This window comes from Falsibacillus pallidus (assembly GCF_050990905.1).
GTDB classification, from domain to species: Bacteria; Bacillota; Bacilli; order Bacillales; family DSM-25281; genus Falsibacillus; species Falsibacillus pallidus_A.
Genome location: NZ_CP158866.1, coordinates 1,979,049 through 1,996,340 on the forward strand (window position 1 = coordinate 1,979,049; position 17,292 = coordinate 1,996,340).

The 17,292-nt window shown below is 43.0% G+C and carries 15 protein-coding genes; 10 read left to right on the plus strand and 5 right to left on the minus strand.

Annotated elements, in window-relative coordinates; all coding sequences use genetic code 11:
* Positions 1 to 154 precede the first annotated feature (154 nt).
* Positions 155 to 739 carry a DeoR family transcriptional regulator gene (locus ABTV07_RS10565; protein WP_433750986.1) on the plus strand — a complete coding sequence of 195 codons (585 nt, stop codon included), beginning with the start codon at positions 155 to 157 and terminating at the stop codon, positions 737 to 739.
* Positions 740 to 767: 28 nt separating this feature from the next.
* Positions 768 to 1,523, plus strand: coding sequence for a FixH family protein (locus ABTV07_RS10570; protein WP_433750989.1), 756 nt, complete (start codon positions 768 to 770; stop codon positions 1,521 to 1,523).
* A 41-nt stretch (positions 1,524 to 1,564) separates the two neighbouring features.
* Here ABTV07_RS10570 and ABTV07_RS10575 read toward each other — a convergent pair whose 3' ends face one another.
* Entirely contained in the window at positions 1,565 to 1,804 is a 240-nt protein-coding gene (locus ABTV07_RS10575) for a hypothetical protein (protein ID WP_433750992.1), read from the minus strand.
* 939 nt (positions 1,805 to 2,743) lie between these two features.
* Here ABTV07_RS10575 and ABTV07_RS10580 point away from each other — a divergent pair.
* The gene (locus ABTV07_RS10580) at positions 2,744 to 4,216 is read left to right on the plus strand and encodes a SulP family inorganic anion transporter (protein ID WP_433742235.1); all 1,473 of its coding nucleotides are present in this window, start codon (positions 2,744 to 2,746) and stop codon (positions 4,214 to 4,216) included.
* Positions 4,217 to 4,337: 121 nt separating this feature from the next.
* Here ABTV07_RS10580 and ABTV07_RS10585 read toward each other — a convergent pair whose 3' ends face one another.
* Positions 4,338 to 6,575 carry an FUSC family protein gene (locus ABTV07_RS10585; RefSeq protein ID WP_433742236.1) on the minus strand — a complete coding sequence of 746 codons (2,238 nt, stop codon included), beginning with the start codon at positions 6,573 to 6,575 and terminating at the stop codon, positions 4,338 to 4,340.
* Positions 6,576 to 6,721: 146 nt separating this feature from the next.
* The gene (locus ABTV07_RS10590; protein ID WP_433742237.1) at positions 6,722 to 7,144 is read right to left on the minus strand and encodes a pyridoxamine 5'-phosphate oxidase family protein; all 423 of its coding nucleotides are present in this window, start codon (positions 7,142 to 7,144) and stop codon (positions 6,722 to 6,724) included.
* A gap of 216 nt (positions 7,145 to 7,360) precedes the next feature.
* Between ABTV07_RS10590 and ABTV07_RS10595 the strand changes: the two genes are divergently transcribed.
* From ABTV07_RS10595 to map, 5 genes are all read left to right on the plus strand, one after another.
* Positions 7,361 to 8,782: a PAS domain-containing sensor histidine kinase gene (locus ABTV07_RS10595; RefSeq protein ID WP_433742238.1), complete on the plus strand. Its 1,422-nt coding sequence runs from the start codon at positions 7,361 to 7,363 to the stop codon at positions 8,780 to 8,782.
* A gap of 77 nt (positions 8,783 to 8,859) precedes the next feature.
* Positions 8,860 to 10,305: an aldehyde dehydrogenase gene (gene aldA / locus ABTV07_RS10600; RefSeq protein ID WP_433742239.1), complete on the plus strand. Its 1,446-nt coding sequence runs from the start codon at positions 8,860 to 8,862 to the stop codon at positions 10,303 to 10,305.
* A gap of 310 nt (positions 10,306 to 10,615) precedes the next feature.
* Entirely contained in the window at positions 10,616 to 11,920 is a 1,305-nt protein-coding gene (locus tag ABTV07_RS10605) for a hypothetical protein (RefSeq protein WP_433742240.1), read from the plus strand.
* A 20-nt stretch (positions 11,921 to 11,940) separates the two neighbouring features.
* A complete protein-coding gene (locus tag ABTV07_RS10610) occupies positions 11,941 to 12,585 on the plus strand; it encodes a class D sortase (RefSeq protein ID WP_433742241.1) in 645 nt (214 codons plus the stop codon).
* A gap of 267 nt (positions 12,586 to 12,852) precedes the next feature.
* Positions 12,853 to 13,596: a type I methionyl aminopeptidase gene (map, locus tag ABTV07_RS10615; protein ID WP_433742242.1), complete on the plus strand. Its 744-nt coding sequence runs from the start codon at positions 12,853 to 12,855 to the stop codon at positions 13,594 to 13,596.
* A gap of 81 nt (positions 13,597 to 13,677) precedes the next feature.
* Here the strand turns inward: map and ABTV07_RS10620 are convergent, their stop codons facing one another.
* Both ABTV07_RS10620 and pyrH read right to left on the minus strand, forming a co-directional pair.
* Complete coding sequence (locus ABTV07_RS10620; RefSeq protein WP_433742243.1) at positions 13,678 to 14,157, minus strand: GNAT family N-acetyltransferase; 480 nt, start codon at positions 14,155 to 14,157, stop codon at positions 13,678 to 13,680.
* Positions 14,150 to 14,899, minus strand: coding sequence for a UMP kinase (pyrH, locus tag ABTV07_RS10625; RefSeq protein WP_433742244.1), 750 nt, complete (start codon positions 14,897 to 14,899; stop codon positions 14,150 to 14,152). The genes ABTV07_RS10620 and pyrH overlap by 8 nt, the downstream gene beginning before the upstream one ends.
* 303 nt (positions 14,900 to 15,202) lie before the next feature.
* Between pyrH and ABTV07_RS10630 the strand changes: the two genes are divergently transcribed.
* Together ABTV07_RS10630 and ABTV07_RS10635 are read left to right on the plus strand one after the other, a co-directional pair.
* Complete coding sequence (locus ABTV07_RS10630) at positions 15,203 to 16,027, plus strand: LysM peptidoglycan-binding domain-containing protein (RefSeq protein WP_433742245.1); 825 nt, start codon at positions 15,203 to 15,205, stop codon at positions 16,025 to 16,027.
* A 184-nt stretch (positions 16,028 to 16,211) separates the two neighbouring features.
* Positions 16,212 to 17,150: an acetamidase/formamidase family protein gene (locus tag ABTV07_RS10635; RefSeq protein ID WP_433742246.1), complete on the plus strand. Its 939-nt coding sequence runs from the start codon at positions 16,212 to 16,214 to the stop codon at positions 17,148 to 17,150.
* Positions 17,151 to 17,292 lie beyond the last annotated feature (142 nt).

Consider the following 17,292-nt stretch of genomic DNA (forward strand, 5'->3'; position numbering starts at 1 on the left):
AAATAGGGGTCTTTTTAATGTGTAAAAATCCTGTATTTGGCTATCATGTTAAAGTTCAACAAATAGTAACATTTAATCCCTTGAGCAACTTGTTTGAAAGCGTTTTATGGAATAAGCTAAAGAGGATAGTAAATGATCGAAAGAGGTGGACAGATTGCTTCCGATTGAAAGAAAAAAATTAATCGTCGATTGGCTGACTAAAGAGGGAAGTCTTAAAATCGCGGAAATCAGCAGCCGCTTGGATGTTTCAGAAATGACAGTCTACCGCGATCTCCGCCCACTATTGGACAGCGGGGAAGTCGTCAAGACATCTGGAGGAATCATGCTTGCCCCAACAGCAGAAGGGCAGCTGCAGCATCATTCATGCAGCTATTGCCATAAAATTTCACTGACAAAACAGTCCATTCAGCTTTTTACGTGTGGACATGCAGTCGAGCATACGTGCTGTGCCCATTGTGCATTGCTACGGTACACTGATCGTCCGGATATGTTTGTCCAAATCATTTGCAAAGATTTCTTGCGTGATACGACACTGAACGCAAAATCTGCCTTTTACGTATTCAATCCAGAGCTGGATCTAAATTGCTGCCAGCCGGCTGTGCTGACATTTGGCATGCTGAGGGATGCACAAAGATTTGTTGCAGGATTTGGCGGGGAGATTTATTCATTTGAAGATGCACTGGAAGCAATTCATCAATCCATGAAAAGCCATTCAAGCTGCCTTTCCAAGAAGAAATAATAAAGGAAATTCAGAAAGGAAGTTACATATGAAAAAGATGTTAGGAATACTGATCCTCGCCGTCTCCATGATGGTAATGGGTGCGTGTGGTCAAACTGAAAAAGATCAACAGAACGGAAGCAGTGTACCAAAAGAAGTAAAAGTGGATCTGAAGGTACCTGAAAAAGTGGAAAAAGGGCAAGAAGTAAAATTGGATGCTTATGTCACACAAGATAAAGAAGCAGTAAAAGATGCCGATGAAGTGAAGTATGAAGTGTGGATGGACGGCATGAAAGATGACAGCCAATTAATAGATGCGAAAAATGAGAAGGACGGCCACTACACAGCCCAATACAAATTCGATATGGACGGTGTCTACTCAGTGCAAGTGCACGTGACCGCAAGACAGATGCATACAATGCCGAAAACACAAGTCACTGTCGGAACGGGCACGGCGGCACAGACTCAGGAAGAACATCATCATGATGGAGAAGACGCAGATGGCCATGAGCATGTCGTAGACATCCACTTTATGGCTCCAAAGGCAATCCAAGTCGGAAAATCAGTAAAATTGATGGCCCATATCATGAAAGGCGATGAAATGCTGGAAAACGCCCATGTCCGCTTCGAAATTTGGAAAGAAAATTCCGAGAAGCATGACTATGTTGAAACGAAAGCAGAAGGCCCGGGGCAGTACACATCTGAATATACATTTAAGGAAAACGGAAAATATATGGTGAAGATCCACGTGGAAAACGATGAAGGGCTCCATGATCATACGGAAGAAACAGTAAATGTTCAATAATTCGGAGAAAACTGCCTGATTAAGGGCAGTTTTTTCTATTTTCATGGCGTAGGGGAACCATTGAAGACAAAAAAGAAGAAGAAATGACGAAAATGAAGGAGGAAATCATCCTGAAAAGTCCTTTCGGCAAGCCCTTTGCGCCAGAAAGCGACGTCTTTGCGCGACTTTTCCCTTCCTATGCGCGAGAAAAGAATCTTATGCGCCGCTAAATACCTTCTATGAGCCAAAACTACATTCTTATGCGCCAGCGGCCATATCCATGAAAAAAGTGCAGGTTTCAATAGAAATCCCACCGTCACAAAAGAGAAAAAGAGACAATTTGATGAAAACCCTCATTTGGACTACCCCATTCTTCAATTTGAAGGGTGAAAATAGGAAAAAGCGCTGCAAAAGACCCGATCCGTGGTGCGTAAGGGCGCTAAATAACAGGGAAATCGATGGGGATTGGGCTTGTGCTCCGGCCCTATGCGCGAAAACAAGCGGTCTATGCGCTATTTTCTCCGCTTATGAGCCAGAATCCAGGGGTTATGCGCGAGAGCACGTGGCTTATGCGCCAGACCGGGCTTCTTATGCGGCAGCGGCCATATCCATGAAAAAAGTGCAGGTTTCAATAGAAATCCCACCGTCACAAAAGAGAAAAAGAGACAATTTGATGAAAACCCTCATTTGGACTACCCCATTCTTCAATTTGAAGGGTGAAAATAGGAAAAAGTGCTGCAAAAGACCTGATCCGTGGTGCGTGAGGTGCTAAATAACAGGGAAATCGATGGGGATTGGGCTTGTGCTCCGGCCCTATGCGCGAAAACAAGCGGTCTATGCGCTACTTTCTCCGCTTATGAGCCAGAATCCAGGGGTTATGCGCGAGAGCACGTGGCTTATGCGCCAGACCGGGCTTCTTATGCGCCATTGGCTCTTTTCTCCCCGGTTCCGCTAGTCGCTACAACCAAACGCCACTTAATAAAAGGCAATAATCCCTGTCCCCAGTTATACCAAAGTACAATTTTCCACTCCATTAAAAAAGACATCAAGAACTGCATTTTTTCATGAGGCATCATAAAAAAGAGAATACGCTCGAAAAAGGGAGAAATAACATCTTGAAACCGATTTTTTCATGGGTACAACTTACTGGATTCTATGTTATAATACTCAGCGTTGCCGACGGACTCGGTTTTCATGAGAGTTGAAAACCAACAAAATAGCTATAGAAAGAAGGTGCTGTATTGAATATACAGACATTAAAAACTGAATGGTTCGGGAATATCCGTGGAGATATCCTCTCAGGTATTGTCGTAGCTATGGCATTGATTCCAGAAGCCATTGCTTTTTCTATCATTGCAGGGGTTGACCCTATGGTAGGATTGTATGCTTCGTTCTGTATAGCGGTTACGACTGCCTTTTTCGGTGGAAGACCTGCTATGATTTCCGCAGCTACAGGGGCAACTGCCTTGTTGATGGGATCCTTGGTTGCAAGCCACGGTCTCCAGTATCTATTGGCTGCTACTATCCTGACCGGAGTGATTCAGATCATCCTCGGGTATTTCAAAGCTGGCCGCTTGATGAAATTCATCCCAAGATCCGTTATGGTGGGATTCGTGAATGCATTGGCCATTTTGATTTTCATGGCCCAGCTTACACACTTTAAAGGAGAATCATGGCCGATGTACGCCATGGTTGCTGGTGCTTTAGCCATCATTTATATTTTCCCTCGTTTCACCAAAGCAGTTCCATCACCGTTAGTTGCAATCATTGTGATTACGCTGATCGCTGTCTTTACTGGAAGCGATGTTCGCACGGTTGGAGATATGGGAGAATTAAAGCGTGCATTGCCGACATTCATGATTCCGGATATCCCGTTTAACATGGATACACTAAAAATCATTTTCCCTTATTCATTGGGAATTGCGCTTGTCGGGCTGGTAGAATCCTTCTTGACTGCTCAAATTGTCGATGATATGACGGATACCACAAGTAATAAAAATCGTGAAGCAAAAGGACAGGGTGTTGCGAACATTGTTTCTGCGTTATTCGGTGGAATGGCAGGCTGTGCCATGATCGGCCAGTCCGTCATTAACGTGAAGTCTGGCGGGAGAGGCAGACTTTCAACGCTTGTAGCCGGAGTTTTCTTATTGATCCTAATTATCGTATTGAATGGATTCTTGATCAGGATTCCAATGGCAGCCCTTGTAGGCGTGATGTTTATGGTTTCGATTGGAACATTTGATTGGACATCCTTAAAAACGCTGCATGTAATGCCGGTAACGGACACCATTGTCATGATTGTTACCGTTGGTGCTGTTGTGTATACTGATAATTTATCCATCGGCGTCGTTGCCGGAGTCATATTAAGCGCCGTCTTCTTTGCCTCTAAGATTTCAAAAGTGCATATCACATCTGAGATGGATGAAGCATTGAACATCAAGAGATACACTGTCAGCGGACAGCTATTCTTTGCTTCAGTTTCAGACTTTGTAGCATCATTTGATTTCAAAGAAGATGTCGATAAAGTGGAGCTCAATTTGGCACATACCCATTTATGGGACCATTCTGCAGTAGATGCAATCGATAAAGTCGTCTTGAAATACCGCGAGAATGGGACAAAAGTGAAATTAATAGGAATGAATGATCAAAGCTCATTGCTAGTCGAAAAAATCGGCGTTCACCATAAACCAAATGCAAAAGCCGCGAATCATTAAAAAACGAACGAGTCCCAATATGGGGCTCGTTTTTTTTCGACAAAAACCGGGGAGTGCCTGTCACCATTTGATCATCATAAAAAAGCGGAAGCACCGTTTTCCAGGGGCTTCCGCTTTCTTTTTATTCCGCCATGCCTTGGCTTTTCTTTTGTGTCGATGCCAGTTTCCTGCTTGCTCCAAGTTCAGTTGCAAGCGACAGGATTGACTGATTGATTTTCCATACGTAGTACAGGTTATGAATAAGAAGGGCGTGATTTAATACCTTGCCTTTATTACGGTCGGGATATTTTTCGATGAATTTTCGTTCTTCATGCAGATCCCAGACGGAAAGGTTTCGAGTTCCCTTTAACAGATCTCGCATCGTCTGTGAATTATCTTTCAGACATTCACTGATGTGTTCAATCATTTCGACCAGTTCATTTTCCTGCTCATACTGTGATTTCCTGCTTGTGGAAGCCACAAGGTGCTTTGCATAATAGTTGATCGCCACAAGGATTGTCATCCATCTTTCAATCCCGGTATTTTGAAACTTCCCAGGGATTTTTTCAAATGGTTTAGCATGGGTCCGGATCTGATTCAATTTTTGATCCAAATTGAAAGCAGCGTCCGCTAGGTTAATCGTTTTATTTTTGCCCGCGAAGCTCTCTAAAAATCCAGTCAGATACGTTTCCAATTCCTCGAAAAATTCAATGATGGACTCATTGATTTTATCCCGCGTCTTTAATGGGAAGAGGAAGGAGGAGACGAGCAGCGCAATCCCTGCACCGATCAAGGTGTCGACGAATCGGTCTTGCAGGAGCTTCTCAGTAATTCCGCCTAAAAGAAGATCATACATCAACGCAAGCATCATCGTAATCCAAAAGGACATGATGGTGTAGGAGACCTGGAACAAATAAAAAGCCATGAATACACAGAAAAAGAGGCAGATCACTTCAAATATACCTGTACCGGATACGAGTTCGGCAAGGAAAAAGCCAAGGACCGCACCGATCAATGTTCCGGCAGTCCGCTGAAATGCTTTTACATAAGTGCTCCCGACTGATTCAGTCCCCAAAAGGACGATATAAGCAGTCAGTAGAATCCAATACTGGTGAGTGGGAGAAAGGAGATACCCCAGTAATATGGACAATCCTCCAGCAATCACAGCCTGGAACGCTTTTTTAGTAGAAAGCTTTAAACCTTTGTCCTCCTCAACATTTGAACCATTTTCATCATCCGTTGTCTCGTCTTCTTTTGGCTTGCTCTCGTCTTTGGCGCCAAACTTAACGTAGTCTTCTTGAGCCTTCTGAAGAATATAGGCACCGTCAATGACATGATTGGCGATGGATTCGATTCTACGCACCAAATAAAGCCATTTTGATGAATCCATTTGCTCAGAATTGTACTCATTTAATTGACTTCGCAGGGATTGGACGGTTTTTTCCGCCACTTGCAATTGTTTTGGATCATATTCATCCCTGAGGACTTCGGCATCTATCAACGCTTTTGCGACATTGGAAAGCGTTTCACGAACCTCTTTGTGTTCAAGGGCATGAAGCAGCTTCAACTGGACAGAAGCGGACACAAATGTCTCTATCAGCATTTCTGTATCAAATACATAAAGTCGGAGCTGATTTGGCTTGATGCCAGGCCAAATGTCTCCGGGATCGGTAGAACCGAGCTGATCGGAAATGACCCGTGCGTATTCATTTAATTTGGTAGCATTTTTTCGAAGGGAGCGAAGCCGTGCCTTGCTTTTGTTGGGATCAAGGATCGATTCTTTCACAATTGCAAGCGTTAGATTCGTCTGCTTATGGAAGGACATCATACTCCGTTTCAAAACTTTTTCAGGCTTGTCCTTCATCAAGTAGAAATTCCATAGAAATGCGTAGCTGATTCCTACCGCAATGGCGGCATAAAACCATGGCGCCTGTGTAAACTGAAGCTTCAGTAAAGAAGAGAAATAGACAGACATAAATCCAACCATACAGATGGAGAAGTACCTCATCCCATATTTTTGAAGATAGAAGGCTAGAAAAATAATTAATAGAAGTGCCCCGTCCGCAGCATGATTCCATCGAGGCAGGAACGTGCCAAGTGTTACAGAAACGGCGCTGGATAGTGCTAGAAGAAGAGTCGTCACTTTCTTTTCTTTATCCGTATCACCCATGACGACCAGGATGCCCATCATTCCGATGACACCCGATAGGATGGCAGCAGTAAAAAGGGGGCTGCCTGCGAGCTTTAATAGAAGCAGGGTGGTCACAACAGAGCTGATGACGCTGAAAATCACTTTGGATGCTTGCTTCAATCTAAGCAGTCCCGGATCAGATGCCGACAGCCGAGTCAGCCAATGCCGGATGCTTGGATAATAATTCATAGGCAATCAAACCTTTATCATTAATATGTTCATCCTGTTAGATGTAGTTTATATCTTATAGGAAATTAATGCCCCAGCCAAATGATACACATTCATTTTCCTAAAAAAATCCCTATTGCCGGGAACATCTGGCAATAGGGAAGCCGTTATAGCTTTAATGTTTTAGGTGATTCATCTTTTTTATTCATCAACGTCATGGCTGATGGATGAATTTCAAGGATGATATAATTGGGATCATTCGGACCATCAAACCAAGGTTTCATATGATCATTCCATAATTGATCCTTTAACTCTTGATCGTCCTTGACCGCTGCCGTTCCTTCGATTTCCAGGTAGGCATCACCGACACCTTCCCCATCATACCCAATCAGGATATGTACGTTTGAATTGCGTTCGATTTCCTCTACTTTGTGCGTGTTTTTATCTGTTGCCGTATAAAGGGTTAAATCCTCATTGAAGAATGTCATATATCTCGTGTGCGGCTTATTGTTTTGAACAGTAGCCAATGTGCCTACCTTATTTTCCTTTAAAACTTCCAATACTTCTTCACGCAAATTTTGATCGCTCATTAATAATTCCCCTTCCATTACTTTTCTCCTTTTACTATTCCTTAAAGTTTGTCCATTTAAACTTCGAATTGAAGAGGGAGCACATCGAAAAATCCATTAAAAATAATTACATTGTTCTGTTACTTTTTATTTCGGCAAAAATCGTATAAAATAAGTACATCAATACTTTAGTTCGGTATATAATCGCAGTGCTGCAATGAAGTGAACGGAGGAACTATGTCAATATCATCTATTTTTAAAGAAGTCTTTTTTCAATCCAGAATCCCTCAAATGGTAAGTACGCTGGATTTTAAACAAACTTGGGTCAACCAAGCTCTGGCTGAATTCACCGGCTACTCTCTCGAGGAGTGGGAGACTCTTACGATCAAGGATGTGACACACCCTGAAGATTATACAAAAGACCGGAATTACCTTCAGGAAATGTATGAAGGCAAAAGGTCAGGATACCATTTTGAAAAAAGATATGTATGCAAAAACAATGAAATAAAATACGGGATATTAAATGTTAGCTTGATCCATGATGACGCTTCGAATGAAAAGTACCTCCTGAGGCAGATTCAGGATATCACGGATAAAATCAAAATTGGACAATCATTGAGGGAGAGCGAAAAGAAATACCGTCTCCTTGCTGAAAATTCTTCCGATATCATCAATCTTCATGCGGGTGATGGGACTTATTTATACATATCCCCGTCAGTGACGACCACCCTAGGGTACGATCCGATCGAAATGATTGGCAAGAATCCTTATGATTATATTCATCCAGACGATATATCGTTCGTTGAGAAATACCATAACCAGATCTTAAAGGATGCCAAGCCCGTTTTAATAACCTACCGGGCATTAAGGAACGATGGCAGCTACGTCTGGCTTGAAACCACTATTAAAATCGTCGATAACCAGGATGAGGATGGTGAACCGGATTTCATTTCCGTTTCCAGGGATATCGATAAGCGGATCGAAACGGACAGATTGCTGAGAAGATCGGAAAAACTGGCAGTTGTAGGTCAGCTCGCAGCCGCAGTCGCCCATGAAATCCGCAATCCTTTGACGCCGATCAAAGGGTTTGTTCAGCTCTTTAAAGATGCTGAAAAAGTGAATGAGAGATATGTGAATATTGTGCTGGATGAACTGGACAGGGTGGAGAACATCATCTCTGAATTCCTTGCGATGGCAAAGCCTCATCATGAGCGTTCGGAGCCGTTGGCAATCAATCACCAATTAGCTGATTTGATCGATTTATTAGAAGCAGAAGCCAATATGAAAAACAAAAAAATCACCTTTTATCCTTCTGTCCAAAATCCAAAGATAAAAGGTGATTCCAATTCCTTAAAGCAGGTATTCGTCAACATCATCCAAAATGGACTCGATGCAATTGAAGAACACGGTCAAGTAGTCATCAGCATTCAATGCGGTCCATCATATGTCTGCATCGATGTAAAAGACAATGGCTGCGGAATCCCGCCGGACCGCTTGAATAAACTTGGTGAACCTTTTTATTCCACTAAGGAAAAAGGAACAGGACTCGGTCTTATGACAAGCTTCAACATTGTGGAGCAGCATCAAGGAAAAGTCGAAGTGGAAAGCGAACTTGGGAAAGGGACCACAGTCCATATCTATCTTCCAAGAATCGATTGATGTGCCGGCACATGTTTAAGGGCTTCTCACAAGGGAACATCTATTAGTAGATTTTATTTCTTGCGAGGAGTGGTACAGTGAAGAAACATCAACATTATATTAACGGGCAATACGTGCAATCGACATCAAATGAAACCATTGAAATTCTTAATCCTTCCACAGAAGAGGTCATCTCCACTATTCCTGATGGAACGGAAGAGGATGCCAATAAAGCAGTGGAAGCAGCCTATAACGCGCTGAAGGAGTGGGAGAATAAGCCCGCTATCGATAGAGGCAGGATTGTGAGGAAACTTGGTGACAAGCTTGCTGAACGCAGGGAAGATTTCATTCGCCTCCTGCTGGAAGAGCAGGGGAAAAGCTACGAACAGGCGGTAGGGGAAGTCGATACAGCTATCGATTACTTTCACTATATGTCTGAATGGGCGAGAAGGCTCGAAGGAGAGATAGTCCCAAGCGACCGTTCCAATGAACATATCATGATTTTCAAAAAGCCGATCGGGGTCGTTGCAGGAATCGTCCCTTGGAATTTCCCGGTTTTCATTTTGGCCAGAAAAGTTGCTACAGCACTGGTCACAGGCTGTACACTTGTATTAAAGCCAAGTAAACAAACACCGAACACCATGATGGAATTTGCCAAGATCATCGATGAAGCAGACATCCCTGCAGGGGTCGTCAATATTGTACTCGGAACAGGATCTGAGATCGGGAATGTCCTTGCTTCGCATCCGAAAGTCCGGATGATCAGTATGACCGGAAGTGTTGGGGCAGGAGAAAAAGTCATGGAAGCAGCCTCAAAAAATATGGCCAAAGTGAACTTGGAGCTTGGCGGCAAAGCACCTGCCATTGTTACCGAAAACGCGGATATCGATCTTGCCGTCAAACATATCAAGACATCTCGCATCACCAATGCCGGACAGGCGTGCAACAATGCCGAAAGAGTCTATGTCCATGAATCCATAGCTGATGAATTCATTCAGAAGCTAGTCAAAGCCTTTAAAGATACAAAGCTTGGTAATCCTGCTGAAGACCACGATGCCGATATGGGGCCGCTGATCAGTGAAGACCGTTTGAAGACGGTTCATGAAATGGTGGAAAAAGCCGTATCACAAGGGGCGAAGATAGAAACTGGCGGACAGCGTGCATCTTTTGATAAAGGATATTTTTATGAACCTACGATCTTAACCAATGTCCGTCAAGACATGGAAATCATTCAGGAGGAAATATTCGGGCCTGTCCTTCCGATCATGACCTATAGAACACTTGAAGAAGCCATCGAAATGTCCAATGATTCAGATTATGGATTGTCTTCATCCGTCTACACAGAAAATATCCATGAGGCCATGCAGGTCATCGACGGTCTGAAATATGGAGAGACTTACGTCAATCGTGAAAACTTTGAAGCCATCCAGGGCTACCATGCCGGTCTGAGAAAATCCGGACTTGGCGGCGCCGATGGAAAACACGGGGTAGAAGACTTCCTCGTGACACATGCTGTTTATTTAGAATATAAAGGGTTGAAGTGATTATCACCGACACTATATTTAAAGCCATTTCACTATTTAAAAGTGGAGTGGCTTTTCTTTTATCAGAAAAAATAAAATAAAAATTCAGAGTGGTATTTTGTCCAGTTCCAGCGCCTAGCCCCTCGAGTCATAAGCCGTACCTCTACGGAAATCAGGATTTCCTTCGAGTTCCGTCTTATGCTGGTCGGGGCTGTTCGAGGCGCTTCCACTTTTCTAATAAATTTTCTTTCTATAGGTTTAAGGTCCCGGGACTTTGGGAAGAAAATACCGTGCGCACAAACTGACAATTATTTTCAGGGGAGGATTTTATTTGAAAAAGTTTGCACTGGTTTTAAGTCTTTTATTTATCATGATGGTTCCAACGATGGCATTTGCTTCAGAAGGCGATGGCAGTTCGGGGGATAGCACGACTGTAAAAGTTACTACGAATGATAACCAAACATCTTCTGAAGACACTGATTCAAAACAGGATGGCGACAGCAAAGAACATCATGATGGAAAAGAAGAAGATTGTGATAAGGATGGAAACAAAGAAGATGAAGGCGGCAAGATTCAAGGGAAAGGCCACATCAGTGCAAATGTTGATGCCAAGGCTGTCGCACTGGACGAAGAAGGTGAATATAAACTTGATCTGACGGTTACAGCGACTAATAAAATGGATAAAACAGCAACGGATGTCCAACTTGAGGTAAACCTTGATAATTCTATCCACCTATTGGACAACCTATTAGACGGCATCAAGCTGGACAACGACAACAATCTCGTTATCAGCCTCCCAGATCTTGCGGCAGGCGAAACGAAAACATATACATGGACAATGAATGTTAAAGCCTCTCCAGGAATTCAGCATAAAGCAATCAACGCAAAGATCACAGCGAATCTAGAGGATGGCAAGGATGAAACTTGCATGAAAGGTGATCTTTATTTACCTGGACTGCCTTCAAAAGAAGAGCCTAAAGGTAAAATTGATGCGAAAATCAAAACGAATGCCATCGCATTGGATGACAAAGGAAATTATAAGATTGATATTACCATCATGGCCACAAACAAAATGGATAAACTATCAAAAGGCGCGATGCTGGAATTGATGCTTGATAAAGCCCTTCACCTAAAAGGGAAAGACATAAAACTAAACGATAAACATAATCCAGTATTTATGCTTCCAGATCTAAAACCAGGTGAATCAAAAGATTGCCATTTTACTATAATGGTAGAAGCTATGCCGGGAGATAAACACAAAATGCTAAGTGCAATGATTTATTCAGCTGCAGGTGGCGCAGGGGACGTTTCAAATGAAACAAATGGATCAGCCCTGCAATCAGAACTTGTTTTACCAATATTTACTTCCGCTAATAATGGATCGAATCAAACCGGTGGAACTGCAGTAAAAGGAGTATCTACCAAAACTCCTTCATCGAACAGCACATCTGGTTCAAACAATTCAAATTCCACTATGGTTAATAATGGAACATTAACGGCATCAGCTGCAAACGGCTCAATGATGCTTCCTAAAACGGGATCTGTCTGGAATGGAAAAACATTCATCTTAATGGGTACCTTGTTCCTTTTCGCAGGATTGTTCCTGTTCTTTAGAAAAACATTAGGAAAAATCTAAAAATAATGAGGCGTTTCACAATGAGTAAATGGCTGGCACTATTTCTGATCATCATCGGAGCGGTATTCATTGCCTTTCCAATCTATTCGGACTATCAAGTAAAAACTGTTCAAGCGAATTTGGAAAATCAATGGAACAACCTTAATACAGCTTATGCAGAAGGTGAACCAGATTTACCGAAGCAGCAGCCAACAGTTGAAGCAGCTAATGACAAACAGGATGATAAACAGCATGATAAAACTGCTAAGCAAACAAAATCTGCCGTTTCTCTGCCAAGTACGGCAATTGGAAAAATCACAATAGATAAAATCGATTTATCCGCCTATATCGTAAAAGGTGTAGACGCAAAGGATCTGAAATATGCTGTCGGCTGGTTCCCGGACACCTCACTTCCTGATCAAGGCAGCAATATGGCACTTGCCGGGCACAGAAGCTACACATATGGACAATTCTTCAACCGATTGGATGAGCTGAAAAATGGCGACATGATAACCATTCAAACAAAGAAGGGAACATATCGCTACAAAGTATATAAAAAATTTGTGGTGAAGCCAACAGAAGTTTCAGTCTTAAACCCTTCAAAAAAATCGGAATTGACCTTGATCACTTGTACTCCTATGTACTCAAGCAAAAACCGATTAATCGTAAAGGCGATAAAAGTGTAAAAGAGGCGGAAATTCCGCCTCTTTTGTATTTTAGATAAGAAAGCATAATAATTCTGTGAGTGTTTTTCTCTCCAGCTCCAGCGCCTAGCCCCTCGAGTCAGAAGCCGTACCTCTACGGAAATCAGGAATTCCTTCGAGTTCTGTCTTATGCTGGTCGGGGCTGTTCGAAGCGCTTGCGCTTTTCTTATGCGGTGCACTTGATTTGTGCAAAGGGAATATATTATATAAAATAATAAATGTGATAAATTCTTAATAAAGGAAGATTCGATGATTGTACAAACAGAACAAGAATTAGAAAAACTCAAGGAAATCGGAAAAATTGTTTCCTCTATTCGAGAAGAAATGAAAAGTAATACAAAACCAGGCATCACAACCAAGGAACTTGATGAGATAGCAGGAAGGATGTTCGAAGAGGCTGGAGCCATCTCCGGTCCAAAAGGCGAATACGACTTCCCCGGCTTCACTTGCATCAGTGTGAATGATGAAGTAGCCCATGGCATACCAGGAGACAGAGTGATTCAAGACGGCGATTTAGTAAACATCGACGTTTCCGGTTCGAAAGATGGATTCTATGCGGATACCGGTATATCCTTCGTGGTGGGAGGAGGCAATCCGGAGCTTGAAAGACTTTGCCAATGTGCCGAAAGCGCCTTTCAGAAAGGATTGGAAAAAGCCAAAGCTGGATCCAAACGCAACGGGATCGGAAAAGCGGTTACGAACGAAGCAAGAAAAAATGGCTTCAATGTCATCATGAACCTGACCGGCCACGGAATCGGCAAATCCCTTCATGAAGCACCAGACCATATCCTCAATTACTTTGATCCATGGGATAATGCGCTTTTCAAAGAAGGAACCGTCATCGCCTTTGAACCATTCATCTCAATGGGAGCAGACGAGGTCATCCAAGCAAGCGACGGCTGGACGTATAAAACTCCAGACGGGAGCCTGGTGGCGCAGCTCGAACATACCATCGTCATCACAAAAGACAAACCGATTATTTTGACACTATAAGATTTAAAACAGAAAGAGCATCCTCAAATCTAAGAGGATGCTCTTTTTTAGTAGGAAATAGGATGAACGTGCGGCTGCAAGTCAGTTGTAATCCAACACTTTATAAAAATGAACCTGTTCTTCTGAACGAGTTTCTTCTATATATAGTGCCCGCTGATAAAGCCGGATCGCTTTTTCCCAATCCCGGTTGGTTTCGAGAACGATTTTATGGAATCCTTGTTCAGCGGCAATGCTTTCAAGGAACATAATCATGACGGCTCCAAATCCCATTTTACGAAATTCTACCTGCACGGAAAGCCGTTGAATCCGAACAGTATTTTTATCTTCGATCGTAAGGGCACCCGTACAAACGATTTCCCCATTTAATTTGCCGATATACATTTGATATTTTTCGGGGGATTCCATATAAAATTGTCTAAAATGGACTAAATCCTCATTATATTTGATATCAAAAGGATCGAAGTACTCTTTCAACCCTTGGATAATGATATCAAGTGCGCCACTTGCAGTTTCATCCGTCATCTTTTCAAACTGAAGCGCCAGCTCTACAGGACTATTCAACTTCCTTCTCCATCCAGCTGGACTTTTGGGATGATAATTCCGTTCCGTTTTTTCCACCGAGACAGATATTCTTCATCACGCCCGCCTTATCAAAGTTAAAAATATGGACAGGCAGGCTGTAGTCGCGTGCAAGGAGGAGGGCGGATTGATCCATGACTCTGATGTTATTTTTGACGACATCATCGTAGTTCAATGTTTGATACATTTTCGCATCCAGATGTTTTTTGGGATCCATATCGTACACTCCATCAACCCCTTGCTTGGCAACAAGGATGGCATCGCAGTTCATCTCTATGGCACGCTGCACGCTTGGATAGTCCGTGGTGACAAAAGGCTGGCCGTTGCCGCCTCCGAAGATGATGACATATCCTTTTTTCAAATGTTCAAGTGCTTTTAACCGGATATACGGTTCCGCAACAGAAGGGACCGGGATGGATGTCATCACGCGAATTTCCTTATCAGTCTTCGATTTCAAGACACCCCTGAGCATCAGGCTGTTAATGATGGTTCCCATCGTTCCTATATTGTCGGCTTCCACACGATCTATGCCCCATTGTTCAGCAAGATTTCCCCTGAAGATATTCCCGCCGCCGATGACAATCGATACTTCCACGCCAAGATTCACAATGCTCATCACTTCTTGTGCGATGTGCTCTAATTTTTCCTGCGCAAAGTTTTCTCCAGTGTCGTTCCCCAAAGCGCCGCCGCTCAATTTAATCAAAACTCTTCTATAATAACTCACTCCAACCCCTCCAAATCACACCCATAATTATGCAAACTGTCAAAATTATACCATTAAATTCTCCTCTGTCCATTATTTTTCTTAAATATTGATTAAAATTAATAAGGTAAAATAAACCCCTAATGTAAAAGAATAGTAGAAAAACCACCTATTTATATCAGTGGAATTTCCACTAATGGGAACAACTGTATATGTAATGCGAATGTAACCAAATGAACATTATTTTGTTATTTTCTTGTCATTTTCATGTGTTAGTCTTTTTCCTGTTAGCAAAAACGTGCTGACGAAAAGGAGGATACTTCAATGAAAAAATCTATCGTAGCGTTGGCGACAGCCGCAGTATTCACAGGAGCAATGGCTGGAACTGCTTCCGCACAAGAATATGAAGTAAACAAGGGAGACACACTTTGGGGTATATCAAAACATTACGGTACAACCGTTGAAAATCTAAAAAAGTGGAACAACTTAGGTTCCGATATCATATATCCTGATCAAGAATTGACGGTTTCCCCATTGGAACATTATTCTGTTGGCGAAGGAGATACGCTATGGGGCATCGCCAATGAGTACGGCGTCACAGTGGATCAAGTGAAAGAATGGAATAAACTTTCATCTGACTTGATCAAGCCTGGCCAAAGCTTAGTCATTTACTTAAACGATAAGGCTTCATCCGCTCCAGTCCAACAAAAGACAGAAGCACCTAAGGAAGAAGCAAAACCAGCAGCACCTGCAAAAGAGACGGCTGCAACAGCAGCAGCACCAAGCTCACAACCAGCAAACACTGAAAAAGCTGCGCCTGCAAAAGCAGAAGCTGCTTCCAGTGAAGACAGCAATGTTGCGAAAGAACTAACTGTTAAAGCAACAGGCTATACAGCTGATTGTGAAGGATGTTCAGGAATTACCGCTACCGGGATGAATGTAAAAGATAACCCGAATGCCAAGGTAATCTCTGTAGATCCTAGTGTCATTCCGCTTGGTTCTAAAGTATTCGTAGAAGGCTATGGTTATGCAACTGCAGCCGATACGGGCGGCGCCATCAAAGGCAACCGCATCGATATCTTATTCCCATCCAAGGATCAAGCGATGGACTGGGGAGTAAGAACAGTTAAAGTCAAGGTTTTAAAATAATCCATTTAGTTTAGTTCCCCCCTATTAAACTATAAATCTTTCTGGTCCGCCAATTGGCGGGCCTCTTTTTTTCGACAAAAACCGGGGCGTGACTGTCACTTTTTCCTCAGGACAACTTTAACATATTGTCATTTTTCAGAATTTGTGGTCTGATAGATTGTAGTTGATTGAGGGGGGTCTTGTGGTGGCTTTACATAAAATTGTGTTAAAGAATGAACATCTTCATGCGTCTTTTTCGAAAGACTATGAACCTATCTTAACAATCCAATCCGGGGATTCCATAGAATGCATGACGCCGGATATCGGATGGGGCTACAATGATACGCAAGGGCAGAGGACGAATTTTCACTCCCGTCTAAAAGAGCAGGAGTGGGGACATCCGATGATCGGTCCTATTTACATTCAAGAAGCGAAACCAGGAATGGCTTTAAAGATTCAGATTGACCAGATCACCCCTGCCCATTATGGATGGAACTGCGCTGGGGGCAATCAAAGCTGGCACAGCAGTATCCTTGGAGTAGACCAAATGGAAGAAACAACATTGGATTGGGAAATCGACCGGGACCATATGACTGGTAAAACCCGCATAGGAGAAAGGTCATTCACTGTAGACCTAGAACCATTTATGGGGGTCATGGCCGTTGCGCCTGAAGAGCCGGGAGTTCATCCGACGATTCCGCCTGATCGTTTCGGCGGCAATATCGACTGCAAAGAACTTGCAGAAGGCAGTACACTTTATTTGCCCGTGTTCGTCGAAGGAGCATTATTTTCTGTAGGCGATGGCCACGCAAAGCAAGGGGATGGGGAGGTTTCAGGCCAGGCTATTGAATGTCCCATGGATTCTGTCGTACTGAAGATTGAAGCCGTGGATATGCAGCTGAATGGACCACTGGCGGATACCCCAAAAGGATGGATGACATTCGGATTCCATGAGGACCTGAACGAAGCGACCATCATGGCATTGAATGAAATGGTGCAATTCATTCAACAGAAATATGAAGTGACTAAAACGGAAGCGGTCACGTTGGCAAGCACCGCCGTTGATCTGCATATCACTCAAATCGTCAATGGGGTCAAGGGCGTCCATGCGATTTTGCCGCACAATGCTTTTAAGGTATCATAAGAGAAGCGCAAACGCCCTGAAAAGCCCCGACCAGCATAAGACGGAACTCGAAGGAAATCCTGATTTTCGTAGAGGTGCGGCTTATGACTCGAGGGGCTGGGCGCTGGAGCTGGCCAGAGATTCACTCTGATTTTTTATACTT

What these genes read in the sequence shown, in the direction of transcription:
- ABTV07_RS10595 (WP_433742238.1), top strand. Translation starts at nt 7,361, where the DNA reads ATGTCAATATCATCTATTTTTAAAGAAGTCTTTTTTCAATCCAGAATC.
- ABTV07_RS10610 (WP_433742241.1), top strand. Translation starts at nt 11,941, where the DNA reads ATGAGTAAATGGCTGGCACTATTTCTGATCATCATCGGAGCGGTATTC.
- ABTV07_RS10590 (WP_433742237.1), bottom strand. Translation starts at nt 7,144, where the DNA reads ATGAGCGATCAAAATTTGCGTGAAGAAGTATTGGAAGTTTTAAAGGAA.
- ABTV07_RS10585 (WP_433742236.1), bottom strand. Translation starts at nt 6,575, where the DNA reads ATGAATTATTATCCAAGCATCCGGCATTGGCTGACTCGGCTGTCGGCA.
- map (WP_433742242.1), top strand. Translation starts at nt 12,853, where the DNA reads ATGATTGTACAAACAGAACAAGAATTAGAAAAACTCAAGGAAATCGGA.
- ABTV07_RS10630 (WP_433742245.1), top strand. Translation starts at nt 15,203, where the DNA reads ATGAAAAAATCTATCGTAGCGTTGGCGACAGCCGCAGTATTCACAGGA.
- ABTV07_RS10570 (WP_433750989.1), top strand. Translation starts at nt 768, where the DNA reads ATGAAAAAGATGTTAGGAATACTGATCCTCGCCGTCTCCATGATGGTA.